18 protein-coding genes are annotated in these 19,283 nt (G+C 55.3%); 9 read left to right on the top strand and 9 right to left on the bottom strand.

Going from position 1 to position 19,283, the window contains the following annotated elements; genetic code table 11:
* Positions 1–257: 257 nt before the first annotated feature.
* Positions 258–2,291 (bottom strand): peptidyl-dipeptidase Dcp, encoded by a 2,034-nt coding sequence (gene dcp / locus FOY93_RS10435; RefSeq protein WP_143345045.1) that lies wholly within the window; start codon positions 2,289–2,291, stop codon positions 258–260.
* A gap of 142 nt (positions 2,292–2,433) precedes the next feature.
* Here dcp and ydfG point away from each other — a divergent pair, with 142 nt between their 5' ends.
* Complete coding sequence (gene ydfG / locus FOY93_RS10430; protein ID WP_023292548.1) at positions 2,434–3,180, top strand: bifunctional NADP-dependent 3-hydroxy acid dehydrogenase/3-hydroxypropionate dehydrogenase YdfG; 747 nt, start codon at positions 2,434–2,436, stop codon at positions 3,178–3,180.
* Between the two features lie 91 nt (positions 3,181–3,271).
* Complete coding sequence (locus FOY93_RS10425; RefSeq protein ID WP_008502405.1) at positions 3,272–3,958, top strand: GntR family transcriptional regulator; 687 nt, start codon at positions 3,272–3,274, stop codon at positions 3,956–3,958.
* A 33-nt stretch (positions 3,959–3,991) separates the two neighbouring features.
* Here FOY93_RS10425 and FOY93_RS10420 read toward each other — a convergent pair whose 3' ends face one another.
* Entirely contained in the window at positions 3,992–4,423 is a 432-nt protein-coding gene (locus FOY93_RS10420; RefSeq protein WP_111965759.1) for a universal stress protein, read from the bottom strand.
* A 287-nt stretch (positions 4,424–4,710) separates the two neighbouring features.
* Here FOY93_RS10420 and ydfZ point away from each other — a divergent pair, with 287 nt between their 5' ends.
* Positions 4,711–4,914: a putative selenium delivery protein YdfZ gene (gene ydfZ / locus FOY93_RS10415; RefSeq protein ID WP_014883679.1), complete on the top strand. Its 204-nt coding sequence runs from the start codon at positions 4,711–4,713 to the stop codon at positions 4,912–4,914.
* 43 nt (positions 4,915–4,957) lie between these two features.
* Here ydfZ and FOY93_RS10410 read toward each other — a convergent pair whose 3' ends face one another.
* From FOY93_RS10410 to FOY93_RS10390, 5 genes are all read right to left on the bottom strand, one after another.
* Positions 4,958–6,421, bottom strand: coding sequence for a mannitol dehydrogenase family protein (locus FOY93_RS10410; protein ID WP_136194785.1), 1,464 nt, complete (start codon positions 6,419–6,421; stop codon positions 4,958–4,960).
* A gap of 220 nt (positions 6,422–6,641) precedes the next feature.
* Positions 6,642–8,009, bottom strand: coding sequence for an MFS transporter (locus tag FOY93_RS10405; protein WP_133294313.1), 1,368 nt, complete (start codon positions 8,007–8,009; stop codon positions 6,642–6,644).
* A 72-nt stretch (positions 8,010–8,081) separates the two neighbouring features.
* Positions 8,082–9,101 (bottom strand): Zn-dependent oxidoreductase, encoded by a 1,020-nt coding sequence (locus FOY93_RS10400; protein WP_143345044.1) that lies wholly within the window; start codon positions 9,099–9,101, stop codon positions 8,082–8,084.
* A 14-nt stretch (positions 9,102–9,115) separates the two neighbouring features.
* Positions 9,116–10,330 carry a D-mannonate dehydratase ManD gene (gene manD / locus FOY93_RS10395; protein WP_023292552.1) on the bottom strand — a complete coding sequence of 405 codons (1,215 nt, stop codon included), beginning with the start codon at positions 10,328–10,330 and terminating at the stop codon, positions 9,116–9,118.
* A gap of 111 nt (positions 10,331–10,441) precedes the next feature.
* On the bottom strand, positions 10,442–10,768 hold the full coding sequence (locus FOY93_RS10390; protein WP_111965753.1) for a YnfA family protein: 327 nt from the start codon (positions 10,766–10,768) through the stop codon (positions 10,442–10,444).
* A 152-nt stretch (positions 10,769–10,920) separates the two neighbouring features.
* Here FOY93_RS10390 and FOY93_RS10385 point away from each other — a divergent pair, with 152 nt between their 5' ends.
* The gene (locus tag FOY93_RS10385) at positions 10,921–11,259 is read left to right on the top strand and encodes a DUF1283 family protein (RefSeq protein ID WP_008502414.1); all 339 of its coding nucleotides are present in this window, start codon (positions 10,921–10,923) and stop codon (positions 11,257–11,259) included.
* Positions 11,259–11,819, top strand: a complete 561-nt coding sequence (speG, locus tag FOY93_RS10380) for a spermidine N1-acetyltransferase (protein ID WP_048030664.1) — start codon at positions 11,259–11,261, stop codon at positions 11,817–11,819. Before FOY93_RS10385 ends, speG begins: the two co-directional genes overlap by 1 nt.
* 17 nt (positions 11,820–11,836) lie before the next feature.
* On the opposite strand, the gene FOY93_RS10375 is transcribed toward speG, so the two are convergent.
* Positions 11,837–12,547, bottom strand: coding sequence for a YnfC family lipoprotein (locus FOY93_RS10375; RefSeq protein WP_111965770.1), 711 nt, complete (start codon positions 12,545–12,547; stop codon positions 11,837–11,839).
* Between the two features lie 63 nt (positions 12,548–12,610).
* Here FOY93_RS10375 and FOY93_RS10370 point away from each other — a divergent pair, with 63 nt between their 5' ends.
* The 4 genes from FOY93_RS10370 (at position 12,611) to dmsD (ending at position 17,078) form a co-directional block, all read left to right on the top strand.
* Complete coding sequence (locus FOY93_RS10370; protein ID WP_143345043.1) at positions 12,611–13,399, top strand: hypothetical protein; 789 nt, start codon at positions 12,611–12,613, stop codon at positions 13,397–13,399.
* Positions 13,400–13,530: 131 nt separating this feature from the next.
* Positions 13,531–13,800, top strand: a complete 270-nt coding sequence (locus FOY93_RS10365) for a DUF1161 domain-containing protein (protein WP_021241220.1) — start codon at positions 13,531–13,533, stop codon at positions 13,798–13,800.
* 131 nt (positions 13,801–13,931) lie between these two features.
* On the top strand, positions 13,932–16,370 hold the full coding sequence (gene ynfE, locus FOY93_RS10360; RefSeq protein WP_143345042.1) for a selenate/tellurate reductase subunit YnfE: 2,439 nt from the start codon (positions 13,932–13,934) through the stop codon (positions 16,368–16,370).
* Between the two features lie 93 nt (positions 16,371–16,463).
* Positions 16,464–17,078 (top strand): Tat proofreading chaperone DmsD, encoded by a 615-nt coding sequence (dmsD, locus tag FOY93_RS10355; RefSeq protein WP_143345041.1) that lies wholly within the window; start codon positions 16,464–16,466, stop codon positions 17,076–17,078.
* A gap of 42 nt (positions 17,079–17,120) precedes the next feature.
* On the opposite strand, the gene FOY93_RS10350 is transcribed toward dmsD, so the two are convergent.
* A complete protein-coding gene (locus FOY93_RS10350; RefSeq protein ID WP_136194780.1) occupies positions 17,121–18,836 on the bottom strand; it encodes a SulP family inorganic anion transporter in 1,716 nt (571 codons plus the stop codon).
* Positions 18,837–19,283: the final 447 nt, after the last annotated feature.

The raw sequence follows: 19,283 nt of genomic DNA, 5'->3' as shown, positions 1-19,283 counted from the left end.
AAATAATAAAAATTTATAGCTAAAAATTCGCAGTTAAAAGATTTTTTATTTTTACAATCCAGATCAAAGTATTAATTATTCACTCACTTACAGACTACACTTGGAAAATTATATATACCGGTAGAAGCGAGTTTTAATCTCACATTTTTTATTTATAAAGAATGCCTGTTAAAACTTTTTTGCTAAAGCATTTACCAGCAAGATGAAATTAAAAAACCGGGCGTAAAGCCCGGCTCTTTTTTCTGACGAAACTGTCGCTATTCGCTCAACCCGCGATTCTCCAGCATCGGTTCAATCTTCGGATCGCGCCCGCGCCAGCTGCGATAAAGTTCAGCCAGATCCGTGCTGTTACCACGAGACAAAATCGCCTCGCGGAATTTTTGCCCGTTTTCACGAGTTAAGCCGCCCTGCTCGACAAACCATTGATAGCCATCATCCGCCAGCATCTGCGTCCACAGGTAGGCGTAATACCCCGCCGCGTACCCGCCGCCGAAAATATGGGCAAAATAGCTGCTGCGGTAGCGCGGCGGTACGGCGGGCAGATCCAGCCCTTCTTTTTTCAACGCTGCCGCTTCAAAGCCTTCAACGTCCGAAACGGCCTCGCCGATGCCGTGCCAGTTCATGTCCAGCAGCGCGGCAGCCAGCAGCTCCGTCATGTCATACCCCTTGTTGAAATGGGTCGCGTTGAGCATGCTTTCCCGCAGAGCGTCCGGCATCGGCTCCCCGGTTTCGTAATGGCGCGCATAATGGGTAAACACCTGTGGATGGCTGGCCCAGTGCTCGTTGATTTGCGACGGGAACTCAACAAAATCACGCGGCGTATTGGTGCCGGAAAGCGTGGCGAAACGCTGGCTGGCAAAAAGACCGTGCAGCGTATGGCCAAACTCGTGGAACAGGGTGATCACGTCATCCCACGAGAGAAGCGCGATCCCGCCATTCGTCGGTTTTTGGTAGTTACAGACATTGTAGATAACCGGACGAGAAGCAAACTCGAAGGATTGTTCGACGAAATTCCCCATCCATGCCCCGCCCTGTTTGGAATCACGGGCAAAGAAGTCACCGTAAAACAGCGCCATGCCCTCACCGGTGTGGTCGAAAATTTCCCATACGCGGACGTCCGGATGATACACCGGGATATCAAAGCGCTCGACGAAGCGAATGCCAAACAGCTGGCTGGCGGCCCAGAATACGCCATCCTGCAGCACGGTATTGAGCGCAAAGTAGGGCCTGATCTGCGACTCATCAAGGGCATATTTTGCCTGGCGCACGCGCTCGGCATAAAACGCCCAGTCCCAGGCCTGGACGGTGAAACCGCCCTGTTCGTCGTCAATGACTTTCTGAATGTCGGCCTGCTCGCGTTCCGCGCGGGCGCGCGCGGCAGGCACAATGCCGCGCATAAATTCCAGCGCGGCGGCCGGGGATTTCGCCATCTGATCGGCGATACTCCAGCTGGCGTAATCCTCAAAGCCCAGCAGGCGGGCCTGCCGCGCACGTAGCGCCGTCAGACGAAGGATCAGCTCGCGAGTGTCGTTTTCATCCCCTTTCTGGGTGCGCGTCCAGCCTGCGTTGAAAAGGTTTTCGCGGGTCTGACGATTGCGCAGCGCGGAAAGCGCGGGCTGCTGGGTGGTGTTCAGAAGCGGGATCAGCCAGCGATCGTTTAGCCCTCGCTCCGCGGCAGCCTGCGCGGCGTCCGCGATTTCACCGGCGCTGAGCCCGTCAAGCTGGTGTGCGTAATCCACCACCAGCCCACCCGTCTTATCGGCAGCCAGCAGGCGCTGGTTAAACTGGCTGGTCAGGGAGGCAGCCTCGGTATTCAGTGCCTTAAGCTCGGCCTTTTCCGTCTCATTCAGACGCGCACCGGCCAGAATAAACCGCTGATACGTCTCCTCGACCAGACGACGGGATTCGGCGTCCAGCGCGGCACGGTCCTGCCAGACGCTTTCCACGCGGGCGAACAGCACGTTATTCAGCCAGATATCGTTTGCCAGCGCGGCAAGCTCGGTGGAGAACTGTTCTTCCAGCTCCTGTAAATACGGATTGGTGTGCGCGGAAGTCATGGCGAAGAACACGCTGCTGACGCGCGCGAGCAAAGCGCCGCTTTTCTCCAGCGCCAGCACGGTGTTCGTGAAGTCAGGCGCAGCGGACTGAGAGACAATCGCGTCAATGTCCGCCCGCTTCTGGCGAAGGGCTTCATCGAAGGCCGGACGATAGTGGCTGTCGTCGATCTTATCAAAATGGGGGGCCTGGTAAGGCAGCAGGCTGATGTCAAAAAAGGGATTGGTGGCCGTCATCTTTCGCTCCTGAGTACGGGTATCCTCCCAGAGTAGGCCAGGCCGCCATCCCCTGCAACGCCGTCATACAAATGTTGCCTTAACGCACCCTCTGCGGCCGTGCTATGTTAGTACAACACAAAAAGCGTTGAGGAACAGTGAGATGATTATTTTAGTTACCGGGGCAACGGCAGGTTTTGGTGAAAGCATCACGCGTCGCTTCGTCGCCAACGGGCACAAGGTTATCGCGACCGGCCGCCGTCAGGAACGTCTGCAGGAGCTGAAGGACGAACTAGGCGACAGCATTCTGACCGCGCAGCTGGACGTGCGTAACCGCGCGGCGATCGAAGAGATGATTGCGAATCTGCCAGCAGAATGGCGCGCCATCGACGTGCTGGTCAACAATGCCGGTCTGGCGCTGGGCATGGAGCCCGCCCACAAAGCCAGCGTGGAAGACTGGGAAAACATGATCGACACCAACAATAAAGGGCTGGTCTATATGACCCGCGCGGTGCTGCCGGGCATGGTTGAGCGCAATCGCGGCCACATTATCAATATCGGCTCCACCGCCGGAAGCTGGCCTTATGCGGGCGGCAACGTCTACGGCGCGACGAAAGCGTTTGTGCGCCAGTTCAGCCTTAACCTGCGGACCGATCTGCACGGCACCGCCATTCGCGTCACCGACATCGAGCCGGGCCTCGTGGGCGGCACCGAGTTTTCCAACGTGCGCTTCAAGGGCGATGACGCGAAAGCAGACAAAACCTACGAAAACGCTAACGCGCTGACGCCGGAAGATGTCACCGAAACGGTCTGGTGGGTGGCGACGCTGCCAAAACACGTCAACATCAATACAGTAGAAATGATGCCGGTCAGCCAGAGTTTTGCCGGGCTGAGCGTCCATCGCGGCTAAATCTGCCCTTCCCGGCCTGCGGGCCGGGTCTGTTTCGGGTTATAAAAGAATGGTAGTATGCTCAGGCTAACTCTCTGAGAAATGACAACTCATGGCCGCTGAATCGCAACTCAACCCCACCCAGCCCGTAAACCAGCAAATCTATCGCATTTTGCGACGTGATATTGTCCATTGCCTGATCCCACCGGGAACGCCGCTTTCTGAAAAAGAGGTGTCCGTGCGTTTTGACGTTTCCCGTCAGCCGGTGCGTGAAGCGTTTATTAAGCTTGCTGAAAACGGTCTGATTCAGATCCGCCCGCAGCGCGGCAGCTACGTGAACAAAATTTCACTCTCTCAGGTGCGCAACGGCTGTTTTGTTCGCCAGGCCATTGAATGCGCGGTGGCGCGCCGTGCCGCAACGCTCATCAACGACAAGCAGTGTTACCTGCTGGAGCAAAACCTGCATCAGCAGCGAATTGCGATTGACCGTAAGCAGCTGAATGATTTCTTCCAGCTTGATGATGAATTCCACCAGAAACTGGCGCAGATTGCGGATTGCCAGCTTGCCTGGGACACCATCGAAAACATCAAGGCCACCATCGACCGCGTGCGTTATATGAGCCTCGATCACGTCTCCCCGCCGGAAATGCTGCTTCGACAGCATCATGATATTTTCAGCGCGCTGGAAAAACGCGACCCGGACGGCGTGGAAAAAGCGATGACGCTGCATCTGCAGGAAATTAGCGAATCCGTGCAGCTGATTCGTCAGGAAAATAGCGAGTGGTTTAGCGAAGAGTAATATTCGCCGCCCCTTTCGGACGCGGCGATGGGTTTAGCGAACGACTAACACCGGAATAGTGGCGTAGCGCAGGATAGATTCCGCATTTGACCCCAGCAGATGGGTGCTGATGCCCGGATTTTTCGACCCGATGACGATCGCGTCATATTCCCCTTCTTTGCTCAGCCTGATGATTTCATCGCGGACGTTGCCAAAGCGAACCAGGCTGTCAATTTTCTCCGGCGAAATATCGAAAAGTCTTTTTAACGCGTTCATCTTCTTACCGGATTCCTCGGTCATATACTCTTCGAACTTTTTAATATCGGCGTTAAATCCACGCAGCAGGGATCGGCTGCTGGCCGGCAGAATATTGACCAGGGTAATCGAGGCGCCCTCCGCCTTCGCAAGGTTTGCCGCGTGGCGAACCGCTTTGTCGCTCAAATCCATTTCAAACACATCAACAGGCATCAAAATCTTCTTATACATAAGCCTGACTCCTTATTCCGATGAAAGGGTTATTTCCTGTACCCAGAATGGCATCAGGAATATAAACCAACCCTCAACGCTTCCCTGCTGAAACTATCATTTAATGAAAATAACGGTCTGCTTTGTAAATTGCTGTAGTGAACCGTCAGCGCCCGGCACAATAAAGAAAAAAGTGTGAGTTTGATCAAAAACAAAAACATGTGATGCAGACAGGCGTATTTATATGCTCCGTGAACGGCACCCCTGAAATAACGCCGTAACGAAGAGGTTAGAGAGGAGAAAATACCATGATGACATACGACCGTAACCGCAATGCAATCACCACCGGCAGCCGCGTCATGATTAGCGGCACGGGCAAAACTGGCGTGATTAAAGCGATCCACAGCGACGGGCTGGATGCCGCGCAGGTGCGCCGCAGCAAAACGGTTGAAGTGGAAGGATGCGAAGGTAAGTTCGAACCGATTGAGCTGATTCGCCTGGGTATGCACTAAGCGGTGCGCAGACATGCCGCCGCGCACGGCGGCATGTGCTGAATTACCGATGAGACACATACTGCTCCACGGTCGCTTTCGCTCCCTTTTGCAGCAGCGTCAGGTAGGCCTTCATCACCGCGTCAACAAAGACGGCTTCACGCGGTAACTCCTTGCCGAAGATGGCCTCGATGCCGAGCAGCGCCTTGACCCGGCTTTCCCCTTCCGCACTGCCTTTAACCGCCGCCTGAATCACTGCCAGCTGCGGATCGCTCACGTCAATCGCATTACCCTGCTCGTCCACGCCGCCGACATACCGCATCCACCCTGCCACGCCCAGTGCCAGCAGCGGGAAAGGCTTCTGATGCACCAGGTACCAGCGCACGGAATCCAGCATGCGCTGCGGAAGCTTCTGGCTGCCGTCCATCGCAATTTGCCAGGTCCGATGGCGCAGGGCCGGGTTGCTGTAGCGGGCAATCAGGAGATCGGCATAGCGTCCTAAATCGACGCCTTTGACCTTCAGCGTGGGCGCCTGCTCGTTGAGCATCAGCGCGTGCGCGGCGAGGCGGTAGTTCTTATCTTCCATGCAGTCGTTGATATGCTGATAGCCCGCCAGATAGCCCAGGTACGCCAGGAACGAGTGGCTGCCGTTGAGCATGCGCAGCTTCATCTCTTCAAACGGGATCACGTCCGAGACCAGCTCGGCTCCGGCTTTTTCCCACGCAGGCCGACCCGCCACAAAGTTATCTTCGATCACCCACTGGCGGAACGGTTCACAGGCCACCGCCGCCGGATCGCGCACGCCGGTCAGCCGTTCGATTTTATCCAGCGTATCGGGAGTGACCGCGGGCACGATGCGATCCACCATAGTTGACGGGAAGGTGACGTGGGATTCGATCCAGTCCGCCAGCTCACCGTTTACCGCTCGGGCGTACGCGCAGGTGACATTGCGCATCACGTGACCGTTCTCCGGCATGTTGTCGCAGGACATCACGCTAAACGCCGGCAGACCCGCCGCCTTACGGCGCGCGAGCGCTTCCACGACGACACCCGGCGCGGATTTTGGCTGGTGCGGGTTTTGCAGGTCTGCGACGATAAACGGATGATCGAGCATCAGTTGCCCGGTCGCCGGTGAGTGACAGTACCCCTTCTCAGTGATGGTCAGCGAGACAATCGCCACCTGCGGTTCGCACATCGCCGCCAGCACCGTCTCCAGCCCGTCAACCTGCGCATGCAGCGCCTTTTTGACTACGCCAACTACGCGGGAAGTCCACGCATCGGCAGACATCTCCGCCACGGTATAGAGATTATCCTGGGCCTTCAGATCGGCAATCTGCTGCTCGCCGCCAATCAGGTTAACCTCACAGTAGCCCCAGTCGCTGCCGTGCTCAGCGGCGAGGATGTCGGCGTATACCGCCTGGTGCGCCCGGTGAAATGCGCCGAAGCCTAAATGTACAATGCGTGATTGAAGGCTGTCGCGATCGTACTGAGGCAGCGTCGCGTTGGCCTCTAATAATGTGTTTTCCATGATTAAGACTCGTTAATTAGAAAGCTGTGGATCGCTGCCGCTCTTTTTGAAGCGGCAGCGCCTGCTGACTATACCAACTAGAATGGCAGTTGGAGTAAAAAGAGAACTGCCATCAACCATACTGAAACTGCCGTTTGATTTTTTGATATATATTAACTTTTGCTCATCTGGTGTGACATAAAAACAAAGTTGTGTGACAGGTCGCGCAGGCTGTAAACCACTAGCGTCGCGAAGAGACAGCACCGTAACCCACACTCTCTTCTGGCGCAGACTCGGCTGCGTCATGCGCCGCGCTCAAATCACGGTCGCGCACTTCCGGCATCAGGATCGCCGAGACCAGTCCAATCGCGGAATAGGCCACCAGCATGGCAACAATGGGCCACCAGGAGCCGGTCATATTGCAGAAGATCCCTGCCAGCACCGGACCAAAGCCCACCGCCACCAGACCGCCCGCCTCTTTGGAGATGGCCATACGCGTAAAGCGATTTCCCGAGCCAAACATCTCCGCCATGGTGATATTTTCCAGCGCGAAGAGCCCCAGAACGGCGAAGTTATGGATAACGATGATAGAGAGCATGATCGTCCCCGGCGCATAGCTCTTATCGACGATGATCGACAGCATCGGGTAGGCGAGCAGAATGGCGGAGATGTTGAGGATAATATACGGCAGACGGCGCCCCACTTTATCGGAAAGCCAGCCCAGCAGCGGGATGGAGATAAACCCGAGAATGGAGCTGATCATCAGCGCATCGGTCGGGATGGCCTTATCGAACAGCAGCGTCTGGACCAGATACCCGGCAAGGAAAGTCTGGATCAGACCCGAATTACCCGCCTGACCAAACCGCAGGCCGGTCGCCAGCCAGAAGGATTTGCTTTTCACCATCGAACCCAGCGAGGTATCCGGCTGCACGCTTTGTGCATCGTTTACTTTCTCAAAGACCGGGCTCTCCTTGAGATTCATACGCAGCCAGATGGCGAAGATCATCACCACGACGCTGGCGAGGAACGGCACGCGCCAGCCCCAGGCAATCAGCTCTTCACGATCGAGGACAAAGAACATCACCGCCCAGATCGCCGTGGCGCTGAGCGTTCCGCAGTTCGTGCCCATCGCCACCAGCGAGGAGATGATGCCGCGTTTCCCTTTCGGCGCGTACTCCGCCAGCATGGTCCCCGCCCCGGAGATCTCAGCCCCGGCGCCCAGGCCCTGAATAATGCGCAGCGTCACCAGCAGCACGGGGGCAAAAATCCCGATCTGCGCGTAGGTCGGCAGGACGCCAATCAGCGTGGTGCAGATCCCCATCATGGTGATGGTGATGAACAGCACCTTCTTACGGCCAATGCTGTCGCCCATTCTGCCGAAGATAAAGGCGCCGACGATGCGCGCAATATAGCCTGCGCCGTAGGTCCCCATCGCCAGGATCAGCGCCATCGCGGCGGACTGTTCGGGGAAGAAGATCTCATGGAAGACCAGGGCGGCCCCCAGCGAGTAAAGCTGAAAGTCCATAAACTCCAGAGCGGTGCCCAGCCAGCCGGAAACGGCGGCTTTCACCAGATCGGAAGTGGTTCTTTGAGGTTGTGCTTGCGTCATAATGGCTATCTCTGAAAGGTAAGATGCGTACCACCAGAGCCTGTCTCCGCAGGCTCTTAACCGCGTATTTGATTATTGGCCGAACGTGAGTAAGACCTTGCAGCACTGCCGCTGGTCTTTTTCAAACAGTTCGATGGCTTCTGTTACATGGTGATAGTCAAAGGTATGGGTGATCAGTTTTTCCGGGTCGATCAGCCCTTTCTTCAGCCAGTCGATGACGACCGGGAATTTATTGGCATTGAGGCGGGAGGAGAATATCGCCAGCTCTTTGCCGGTGATGCCCTGCTGAACAATCTGGCTCGGCTCGCTGGAAAAGCCCATCAGCACGATGCGCGCCGCCGGAGAGGCCAGGGTTATCGCTTCCTGCAAAATAGCTGGATGGCAGGCGGCATCAATGATTAACGTCGGTTTGATGCCCTTTTCGTCCAGCGCGGCCTGCAGCGACTGCTCACCGTTATTAAAGACCCAATCCGCGCCGCTGCGCCGGGCCATCGCCAGGCGCTCGTCTATGCGGTCAACCACGATAACCTGCTTCACCTGATAGACGCCTTTCAGCGCCTGCACGGTGACCAGCCCCATCGGGCCTGCGCCGTAAATCAGCGCGACGTCCTGCCCGGTGGGACTGGCCTGCCCCGTCACGTTGGCGGCGATGGTGAAGGGCTCCACCATAACGGCGTGTTTATCAGGAATGTCATCCGGAATGGGCCAGGCATTTTGTGCAGGTACTGCCGCATATTCGCTGAAGCCGCCGTCACGGTGAACGCCCAGCACCACCAGCGAGGTGCAGACGTTCGGTTTTCCCACCGAGCACGGGTAGCAGTGCCCGCAGCTGATCACCGGGTCAACCGAGACGCGCTGGCCCAGGCGGGCAGCGTCAACGCCCTCGCCTGTGGCGTCAATCACGCCAAAGAACTCGTGGCCGATCGTGCGTGGGTATTTCGCAAAAGGATTATGGCCGCGATAGATGTGGCTGTCCGACCCGCAGATACCCGCCAGCGTGATTTTCACGCGCACTTCGCCTGCGCCTGGCTCCGGGCGTGGCCGCTCTTCAATCACCAGTTCGTTCGGCTGCTGAATCACTACGCTTTTCATCGTTCTCTCCTCGCTTACCAGTTCCACAGCGTGCCGTCTTCGAGACGGGCCACCGGCAGATAGGCCGGATCGTACGGGTATTTCGCCGCCAGCTTTTCATCAAACTCGATGCCCAGCCCCGGCTTATCCCCCGGATGCATATAGCCGTTATCAAAGCGCCAGCTGTGCGGGAAGACTTCCAGCATCTGTTCGGAGTAGCCCATGTATTCCTGCACGCCAAAGTTCGGCACCCACAGGTCGAAATGCAGCGCGGCGGCATGACAAACGGGCGACAGATCCGACGGACCGTGTGAACCGGTACGCACCTGATAGAGCGAGGCAAAATCAGCGATGCGACGCATCCCGGTAATGCCGCCCGCGTGGGTAATGGTGGTGCGGATATAGTCGATAAGCTGCTCTTCGATAAGCTGCTTGCAGTCCCAGATGCTGTTAAACACTTCGCCTACCGCAATGGGGGTGACGGTGTGCTGGCGGATCAGACGGAAGCAGGCCTGGTTTTCCGCAGGCGTTGGATCCTCCATCCAGAACATGCGGAATGCTTCGATGCTCTTGCCGAAGCGCGCCGCTTCGATGGGCGTCAGGCGGTGGTGCATGTCGTGCAGGAGATGCTCATTGAACCCGAATTTACTGCGCACCGCGTCGAACAGCTTCGGCGTGAAATCGAGGTATTTTTCGGTGGACCAGAGCTGTTCTTCCGGCCAGTCGCCTTTGGTCGCAGGCTCGTAGGCCAGCCCCTTCCCTTTGGCCATGCCGTAGGTGGTTTTCATGCCCGGCACGCCGCACTGCACGCGGATCGCCTTGAAGCCCATCTCTTTATGGCGGGCGTAATCTTCCAGCACGTCGTCAATGGTATGGCCGGTGGTATGGCAATAGACCATCACTCCTTCCCGGGAGGCGCCGCCCAGCAGCTGGTAGAGCGGCATGTTGGCCGCTTTGGCTTTGATATCCCACAGCGCCATATCTACGGCGGAGATGGCCGACATGGTAACCGGGCCGCGACGCCAGTAGGCGCCTTTATAGAAAAACTGCCAGATGTCTTCGATGCGGTGCGCATCGCGGCCAATCAGCTGCGGGCAAAGGTGATCCTTCAGGTATGAGGCAACGGAGAGCTCGCGCCCGTTTAGCGTAGCGTCACCGAGACCGACAATCCCCTCATCGGTGGTGATTTTAAGGGTGACAAAGTTCCGCCCCGGGCAGGTAACAAACACGTCAGCCGCGACAATCTTCATAATTCCTTTCCTTACATCGCTCGTTGTGATGCTGGAAACTTACGCAACTACACTACTACCATACAAGTATAAAGATCATAAAATCAGCTAACGATCACAAAAACCGGGGGCTCAGGCGCGCCCCCATCCCACCACAATAATCAGCATACCGCACAGGGCAATCAGCGCCCCGGCCCAGTCGTATGCGCTGAGTTTGACGCCGTCCACGACGCGCAACCACAGCAGCGCTGTACACACATAAACACCACCGTAAGCCGCGTAAACGCGACCACTGGCCGCCGGATGCAGCGTTAACAGCCAGACAAACAGGGCAAGCGCGACGCCCGCAGGGATCAGCAGCAGTGCGCTTCCCCCCTTCTTCAGCCAGAGCCAGGGCAGGAAGCAGCCGATGATTTCGCATAGCGCGGTGGCAAAAAAAAGCAGTGTCGTTTTAAGCATATTTCACGTCAGGTGAGGATTTATTTAACCATCATACCTGATGATGCTCTTTACTTTTCCATACTTGCCCCGCGGGTATGCCGTCATTTCGCATTAGTGTAGAATCTGTACGGGGTAACCTGATTACCTGCACCCATTTAAAAGGAAACGCTATGACCACATTAAGCAAACGCCTTTGTCTGACAGCCCTGCTGGCGCTGTCATCGTTCGCCTTTGCCGCCTCTGCGACAGCGGAAACCAGCAAGCTCATTATTGAGTCTGGTGACAGCGCGCAAAGCCGCCAGAACGCCGCTATGGACAAAGAACAATGGAATGACACCCGTAGCCTTCGCCAGAAGGTCAACAAACGTGCCGAAAAAGAGTGGGACAAAGAAGATGTTGCTTTTGACGCACGCGATAAGTGTCAGCAAAGTGCAAACGTCAATGCATACTGGGAGCCAAACACCCTGCGCTGCCTGGATCGCCGCACTGGCCGCACGGTAGCCCCGTAATGTCGGTGTCCTGCGACGTCAAACTCCGTCCGCTGGAGCGTGAAGACCTGCGCTTTGTGCACCAGCTCGACAACAATGCCAGCGTAATGCGCTACTGGTTCGAAGAGCCTTACGAGGCGTTTGTCGAGCTGTCCGATCTCTACGATAAACACATTCACGATCAGAGTGAACGTCGTTTTGTGGTGGAGTGTGAAGGTGAAAAAGCCGGGCTGGTGGAGCTGGTTGAGATCAACCACGTTCACCGCCGGGCGGAGTTCCAGATAATCATCTCCCCTGAGCATCAGGGAAAAGGCCTTGCGTCACGGGCGGCTAAGCTGGCAATGGATTACGGATTCAACGTTCTGAATCTCTACAAGCTTTACCTGATTGTGGATAAAGAGAACGAGAAAGCGATCCATATCTACCGCAAGCTGGGCTTTATGGTGGAAGGCGAGCTGATTCACGAGTTCTTTATTAACGGTGAATACCGCAATACCATTCGCATGTGCATTTTCCAGCATCAGCACCTGGCCGGACATAAACCGTCTGGCGCCAGCCTGCTGAAACCGACCGCGCAGTAACCTGCGCGGTTTTATTCTCAGTAGTATTCAATCGTATTTTTGATGGTGTACTTGCGCTCAACGGCGGGTTTGACGCTGTCGTCCGTGATCGTCAGATCGCAGCTCACCGGGTTATTGTGGCGGTCGTAGTCGCAGCTCTGCTTCACGTTACCCAGCGGCTTGTCGTTCAACATGCTCACGGCCGAGTAATCCATTCTTTTGCGAAGATCTTTAGACGGCGTCGACTGAACGGACAGGTGCTGATCCCCGGAAACGGTGGTTTTGCCCAGCGGGTAGCCATCCGCGTCGTAGCGATACTTCACTTCCATCTCTTTGCCGTGCGCCGCCACCACAAAACCGTTGTCGTCGGTATCCCACGTTATCCCGGCTGACGGCAGTTCGGCCAGCTGGCATTTCCCCTGCAGCTTCACTTTGCGCTGCTGGGTTTCAGCGTCAAGATAGTAATTGGCATCCAGCACCAGCGCCACGCCGGTGTTGGCCTCCAGGTCGTGCAGCTCCAGCGTATCGAAACACCCTTCCGACGAGACGGTGCCGGTGACCCGTTTGGACACTTCGCCCTTCTCGTTGAACAGCGTCTGGGTAAAGTCTTTGACCGGGCCGCGCAGCGGGTCAAAATCAAACTCGTTTGAAAAACTCGCCATCTCGGGCGTAAACGACAGCGGCGCGGAGCTGTTGTCGCACCCCACCAGTGTTGCTGCCAGTAGCGTTATCGCTGCGTATATCTTCACATTCATTTCCGTAAAGGGAGATTATTCCCAATCATATTAGCAAATACAGCGGCTTACGCGATAGTGAAAACGAATCATCTGAACGCGGAGAAAACCGGTCTCGCCCACGCAGACGGGAAACCAGGCTATATTTTATGGGGAGCGGTCAACGCTAAAGGATATATTATGACGGGCATTTCAAAAGAGATTGAATATTACAAAACGAACTTCCTGAATCATCCGTTATTTAATTATCTCAATGACGATGCATTATCGCTTGATGAGCGACTGAGGTTTTTACCCTATATTTCACATTTTGTCATGAGCTTTGCCGATATTAATAAATATATTTTGCCGTTTGCGACGCCCGCCAATGCGCTGGAACGGGCAGTGAATACCCATGCCAGGGAGGATGCCGAACACTGGCCCTGGTTTCTAAACGATCTGCAGACCAGCGGGCAAAATTCCGCCGCTAGCCTCACAGAACACCTGAGCTTTCTGTGGTCTGATAACCTGATTAACAGCCGAAAGCTGACTTACCATTTAATTCAGACACTTCACAATCAAAGCGCCAAAATGCGTTTAATCGTAATTGAAGTCATGGAGGCAACCGGCAATGCGACATTTGATACGCTGGCATCCATAACAAAGGGCACGGATAAACAGCTGGAATACTGCGGTCATTTACATTTGAGTCATGAGACTGGACATTCAATGGGGAGCGAGGATGAGATTGTAGATACCCTGAATTTAACGGAAGAGGAAAGAAATAAAGCCAGCCAGATGATTGCTGAGTGCTTTAATGCGTTTCATCGTTTTTTTGATGAAATATTTGAGAATGTCTCACCAGAGCATTCCCGTTCGATTAAATGATAGCGGCTCGCCGCGCGGGGGAGCCAGCTACGCGTAACAGCATTAAGATTAATCAGAAAATTACAGATAAAAACATAGACTTAAGTCTCCCCTGCTACACTAATTCAACACACAGAGAAAAGGAGCTATAGATGAAACGGTTACCCTGGATTACCGCCCTGCTGTTAATGAGTGCCTCGACGGCCGCGCTGGCGGCACCGGATTCCTGCGAGCGCGTGAAAAGCGACATTCAGCAGAAGATCGTCAACAACGGCGTGCCTGAGTCAGGTTTTACGCTGAACATCGTGCCGAACGACCAGGCCGACCAGCCAGGCACGCAGGTGGTGGGCCACTGCGCTAACGACACGTTTAAGATTTTGTACACCCGCACTGGCAGCGGTGCGGCAGCTGAACCTCAGTAATTGAGCTTCAATCCACTTTGATTTGATAAGGATTAATATTTAGTCTCCCCAAATTAGTGACACTCACCCCATCATTAGCCCGGATATCATTTCGGGAAAAATAATACGCAATTATAATGATGGGGTGAGCCATGTCCGATGCTGAAAATCACGGCGGAATTAGCCGTCGAACTCTCGTGAAATATACGGCGATAGGTTCTCTGGCGCTTGCCGCTGGTGGGATCTCGCTTCCATTTGGTCTTAAAAGCGCTGCCGCCGCGGTGAAGGGCGCCGTCCAGCCCCCTGAAGATACCGTCGTGTGGGGCGCCTGCTCTGTCAACTGCGGCAGCCGCTGTGCGCTGCGTCTGCACGTGCGTGACAACGAAGTGTACTGGGTCGAAACGGACAACACCGGCGAGGATGTGTATGGCGATCACCAGGTGCGCGCCTGCCTGCGCGGACGTTCAATCCGCCGCCGCATCAATCACCCTGACCGTCTGAACTACCCGATGAAGCGCGTGGGCAAACGCGGCGAAGGCAGGTTTGAACGCATCACGTGGGATGAAGCGCTCGACACTATCACCGCCAGCCTGAAAGACGTGGTGGCTAAATATGGCAACGAAGCGGTGTATATCAACTACTCTTCCGGAATTGTCGGCGGCAATATCACCCGCTCTTCCCCTTACGCTTCGCTGGTGGCGCGCCTGATGAACTGCTACGGCGGTTTCCTGAGCCACTACGGCACCTACAGCACGGCGCAAATTGCCTGCGCGATGCCCTACACCTATGGCAGCAACGACGGCAACAGCACCTCGGATATCGAAAACACTAAACTGGTGGTGATGTTCGGCAATAACCCGGCGGAAACGCGCATGAGCGGCGGCGGGATTACATACTATCTTGAGCAGGCCCGCGAGCGGTCCAACGCGCGCATGATTGTTATCGACCCGCGCTACACCGACACGGCAGCCGGACGCGAAGATGAATGGATCCCGATCCGTCCTGGAACCGATGCCGCGCTGGTGGCGGGTATTGCCTGGGTATTAATCGACGAAAACCTGGTCGACCAGCCGTTCCTGGACAAATACTGCGTTGGCTACGACCAAAAAACGCTGCCGGAAGGCGCGCCCGCTAACGGTCACTACAAAGCATATATTCTCGGCCAGGGCGATGACCACACGGCGAAAACGCCGGAGTGGGCCTCACGCATCACCGGCATTCCCGCAGAACGCATCGTTAAGCTTGCCCGGGAAATTGGCTCCGCGAAGCCGGCCTATATCTGTCAGGGCTGGGGACCCCAGCGTCAGGCGAACGGCGAGCTGACCTCGCGCGCCATCGCGATGCTGCCGATCCTCACCGGAAACGTGGGGATCAACGGCGGGAACAGCGGCGCGCGAGAGTCGACCTACACCATCACCATTGAGCGTATGCCGCTGCCGGATAACCCGGTCAAAACGCAAATCTCCTGCTTCAGCTGGACGGATGCCATCGCCCGCGGGCCGGAAATGACCGCCCTGCGCGACGGCGTACGCGGAAAGGATAAGCTGGACGTGCCGATTAAGTTCATCTGGAACTACGCGGGCAATACCATCATCAACCAGCACTCCGATATCAATAAAACCCACGATATCCTGCAGGATGAAAGCAAGTGCGAAATGATTGTGGTCATCGATAACTTCATGACGTCGTCAGCGAAATACGCCGATATCATCTTGCCGGACCTGATGACCGTCGAGCAGGAAGACATCATTCCTAACGATTATGCGGGCAATATGGGCTACCTGATTTTCCTCCAGCCCGTGACTGCGCCGAAGTTTGAGCGCAAGCCCATCTACTGGATCATGAGCGAAGTGGCGAAACGCCTCGGGCCGGATATCCATCAGAAATTTACCGAAGGACGCACGCAGGAGCAGTGGCTGCAGTATCTGTATGCCAAAATGCTCGAAAAAGACCCTCAGCTGCCGTCCTATGACGAGCTGAAAAAAATGGGCATTTACAAGCGTAAAGATCCGAACGGACATTTTGTGGCCTATAAAAAGTTCCGCGAAAACCCGGATGCCAATCCGCTGAAAACGCCTTCGGGCAAGATTGAGATTTACTCCAGCAAGCTGGCGGAGATTGCGGCCACCTGGGAGCTTGAAAAAGATGAGACCATCAGCCCTCTGCCCGTCTATGCCTCGACCTTTGACGGCTGGGATGCGCCCGAGCGCGCGCGGTTCCCGCTGCAGCTGTTTGGCTTCCACTTCAAAGCCCGTACCCACTCAAGCTACGGTAACGTCGACGTGCTTAAAGCGGCCTGCCGCCAGGAGGTCTGGCTTAATCCTGTTGATGCTGAAAAACGCGGTATTAAGAACGGGGATACGGTGCGCGTCTTTAACGATCGCGGTGAGGTGAGAATTGAAGCGAAAGTCACGCCGCGCATCATGCCCGGCGTGAGCGCCATGGGCCAGGGTGCCTGGCACGACGCCAACATGAACGGCGATCGTATCGACCACGGCTCATGCATCAACACGCTGACCACGCACCGCCCGTCGCCGCTGGCAAAAGGCAACCCGCAGCACACCAATCTGGTGCAGATCGAGAAGGTCTAAAAAGTGAAGCGCATGACCGTGGTTTATTCTATGGTCTATAAATTGGTTTAACACAGTCGCGCGGGCGAAATCCGCGCGAGCAAGGAAGATGTAATGAAAAACGTCTCACAGCGTGAATCGTTCGCGTTTAGCGCCCGCGTACTGGGCGCGCTGTTTTATTTTGCACCCGACAGCGAGCAGGCTGCTCCGCTGGTCCAGGCCCTGACCGCGGGCGACTGGGTTCAGGACTGGCCTCTGCCGCCGGAAACGCTGCAGCCCATTGCCGAATCCTTTGCCTCGCCTGCCGACGAGCCGCTGACGGACGCGTGGCAACGGCTGTTTATTGGCCCTTACGCCCTGCCCGCTCCGCCGTGGGGCTCCGTCTGGCTCGACCGCGAATCCGTGCTGTTCGGCGACTCGACCCTCGCCCTGCGTCAGTGGATGCGGGAGAACAATATCGCGTTTGAGATGCAGCAGAACGAACCGGAAGACCACTTTGGGACATTGCTGCTGCTGGCAGCGTGGCTGGCCGAGAATGGTCGCGATGCTGAGTGCGATCGGCTTCTGGCCTGGCACCTGCTGCCATGGAGCACCCGCTTCCTGTCCGTATTTGTCGACAACGCCGGGCATCCGTTTTATACCGCGCTGGGTAGGCTTGCGCAGCTGACGCTCGCGGACTGGCGCTCCGGGCTGCTTATTCCGGTTGCGGAAAAGACGCTGTATCGCTAAGGGGTGTGGCTTGCTCGCGGATGGCGGGCAAGCCAGGATGGTTTAAACCTCTCCTCCTGATTCACTCGCACTCTCTTTACTTTGAATGAACCGAAGTGCCAGGTAGAGGTCTGGCGCCAGAATCATGTCATCATCATTCATTGTTGGCCGACTCTCTTTAAACCAGCGGGTTAACTCTGTTTTCCTGCCCGCAAGGATTAATTTTATCTGTCGACCTTTCAGATCGCGCTTTAACTCATTAATGGTTGCCAGAACGCTGATGTCTGAATAGGTGAAGCAGGCAACGGCATCAATGACCACCCATTTAGGCTGTAAGGCAGCCCCATCAACCAGGTTCAAAACCCGACGTTTAAAATAAGCCACGTTAAAATAGGTCAACGGCGAGTTAAATCGATACATCAGCACGCCCGGGACCATTTTAATATCGTTCGTATTTCCTAATGAGTGAATCATTCCATCGTCGTCAGTGCCCAGCAGGTGCTCAGAGGGACGAAACACTGTACGAAGGAACTGTAACAGGCCAAGCAACACCGCAAGGCCGATCCCCTGGATAACGCCGATAATTAAAACGCAGCCAAACGTGAAAAAGGCCAGACGAAATGCCTGCTTATTTCTGCGCCTCAGGTTCCATAATCCACGTAAATCGATTAATGACCACGAGGCATACATTAGAACTATACCTAACGCAGATACCGGAATGTATTGTAATGGCTGAGTGAAAAACACCACGACAATACCGATGATCAAAGCTGCGACCACCGAAACCAGCTGACTTTTCCCCCCAACCGAATCATTAACCGCGGTCCGGGAATCGGCGCCACTGATAGCAAACCCCTGAGATAACCCCGACATAATGTTCGCAATACCCAGCGCGCGGAACTCTGCATCAGCATTAATTTCATAGCCATTTTTCGCGGCGAAACTGCGGGCGGTCAGCATCAGGCTGACAAAACTGACCAACGCCAGGTTCAGCGCCGGGATCACTAAATCACGCATCGGACCGGGCTGGAACGCCCCCCAGTTAACGATGGGTAAACCGGGATGGAAGCCTTCTCCCCCAATCGTGGCAATTCCATACTGTTGCGCAGAGGTCACCCATACCAGCGCCGTTGTTATCACAATAGCAATTAAAGGCGCTGGCCACTGGCTGCGATACGTTTTAATCGCCATTAAAATAATTAACGTAAAAAGGGATATCCCTACGGTTAATAAATGGCTATCTGAAAGTCGGCCTGGCAAGGCGATTATTTTTTCAATAACCTGCGCCTCATCAAGCTTAATCGCCAACACCTTGCCTAGTTGCCCGACAATAATCGTCACCGCTACGCCGTTAAGCAGGCCGGTAAGAATGGGATGAGAAAGCAGATCGGCAAGTGCGCCCAGGCGGAATTTACTGGCAAGCAGGCACCACCCGCCCATCATCAATGTCATGATAATTGTCAGCTGCCAGTGTAGTTCGGGATTCCCCGCAGAAAGCGGAAACACGACGGCCGCAATCACCGCGCATGTCGTTGCATCTGGGCCCACAATAAGCTGGCGTGAAGAGCCAAACAGTGCGTAAGCTATCATTGGTAAAACGCAGGAATAGAGCCCTACAATTGCCCCAACACCCGCCAGCTCAGCGTAAGCAATCGCAACGGGTAGCGCTACAGCCGCAACGGATAACCCGGCTTTAACATCATGTTTTAGCCAGCTTTTATCGTAGGCTAACAAATTTTGTAAACCTGGCATGTAGTTTAACAATAGTTTTCCGAACACATTCTTCTCCGGACAGGGATATTTGCCACGTCATGCTGGCACACTTCTCAGTGAGGTTCTGGCTTTCAAATGCTCCGGACTGAGGCCGCCGCCTCTCAGTTCCTGATAAAACTACAGCCATCGTACTTTTCTGACTGGTATTAAACATAGTTCATAAACTACCCCTTAGCCGGGGTTGGCCTGGCCGGACGCTGCAGTGCTGCACGCTGGTAATCTCACCTTCTCTCATATCGTCTGGAATAGCGATGTCATAGAGTCGAGAAAACTATCTCGGTCAGGTTAGCGCGAAATACCAGCCATCGATCGTTCTTACGCTTAACGCCATATGACGTCCAAAACGTTATAAATAAGCATGTGCAATCTCCGCGCATAGTCATGCGCCCATGAATCTATGATACATACGTCAGACAGATCGGCGAGTATAAAAGGCCAGCGTCCACTCCTCGC

This window comes from Enterobacter sp. 18A13, from assembly GCF_007035975.1.
GTDB lineage: Bacteria > Pseudomonadota > Gammaproteobacteria > Enterobacterales > Enterobacteriaceae > Enterobacter > Enterobacter vonholyi.
The sequence above is the reverse complement of the archived record's forward strand: the minus strand, read 5'-3'. Positions and strand labels throughout refer to the sequence as shown.

Bases quoted from the DNA above. Each gene is read 5' to 3' on its own strand.
- FOY93_RS10425 (WP_008502405.1), top strand. From the start codon at position 3,272: ATGGCCGCTGAATCGCAACTCAACCCCACCCAGCCCGTAAACCAGCAA.
- ynfE (WP_143345042.1), top strand. From the start codon at position 13,932: ATGTCCGATGCTGAAAATCACGGCGGAATTAGCCGTCGAACTCTCGTG.
- FOY93_RS10365 (WP_021241220.1), top strand. From the start codon at position 13,531: ATGAAACGGTTACCCTGGATTACCGCCCTGCTGTTAATGAGTGCCTCG.
- dcp (WP_143345045.1), bottom strand. From the start codon at position 2,291: ATGACGGCCACCAATCCCTTTTTTGACATCAGCCTGCTGCCTTACCAG.
- FOY93_RS10400 (WP_143345044.1), bottom strand. From the start codon at position 9,101: ATGAAAAGCGTAGTGATTCAGCAGCCGAACGAACTGGTGATTGAAGAG.
- FOY93_RS10385 (WP_008502414.1), top strand. From the start codon at position 10,921: ATGACCACATTAAGCAAACGCCTTTGTCTGACAGCCCTGCTGGCGCTG.
- FOY93_RS10405 (WP_133294313.1), bottom strand. From the start codon at position 8,009: ATGACGCAAGCACAACCTCAAAGAACCACTTCCGATCTGGTGAAAGCC.
- dmsD (WP_143345041.1), top strand. From the start codon at position 16,464: ATGAAAAACGTCTCACAGCGTGAATCGTTCGCGTTTAGCGCCCGCGTA.
- ydfZ (WP_014883679.1), top strand. From the start codon at position 4,711: ATGATGACATACGACCGTAACCGCAATGCAATCACCACCGGCAGCCGC.
- FOY93_RS10420 (WP_111965759.1), bottom strand. From the start codon at position 4,423: ATGTATAAGAAGATTTTGATGCCTGTTGATGTGTTTGAAATGGATTTG.
- speG (WP_048030664.1), top strand. From the start codon at position 11,259: ATGTCGGTGTCCTGCGACGTCAAACTCCGTCCGCTGGAGCGTGAAGAC.
- ydfG (WP_023292548.1), top strand. From the start codon at position 2,434: ATGATTATTTTAGTTACCGGGGCAACGGCAGGTTTTGGTGAAAGCATC.
- manD (WP_023292552.1), bottom strand. From the start codon at position 10,330: ATGAAGATTGTCGCGGCTGACGTGTTTGTTACCTGCCCGGGGCGGAAC.
- FOY93_RS10390 (WP_111965753.1), bottom strand. From the start codon at position 10,768: ATGCTTAAAACGACACTGCTTTTTTTTGCCACCGCGCTATGCGAAATC.
- FOY93_RS10410 (WP_136194785.1), bottom strand. From the start codon at position 6,421: ATGGAAAACACATTATTAGAGGCCAACGCGACGCTGCCTCAGTACGAT.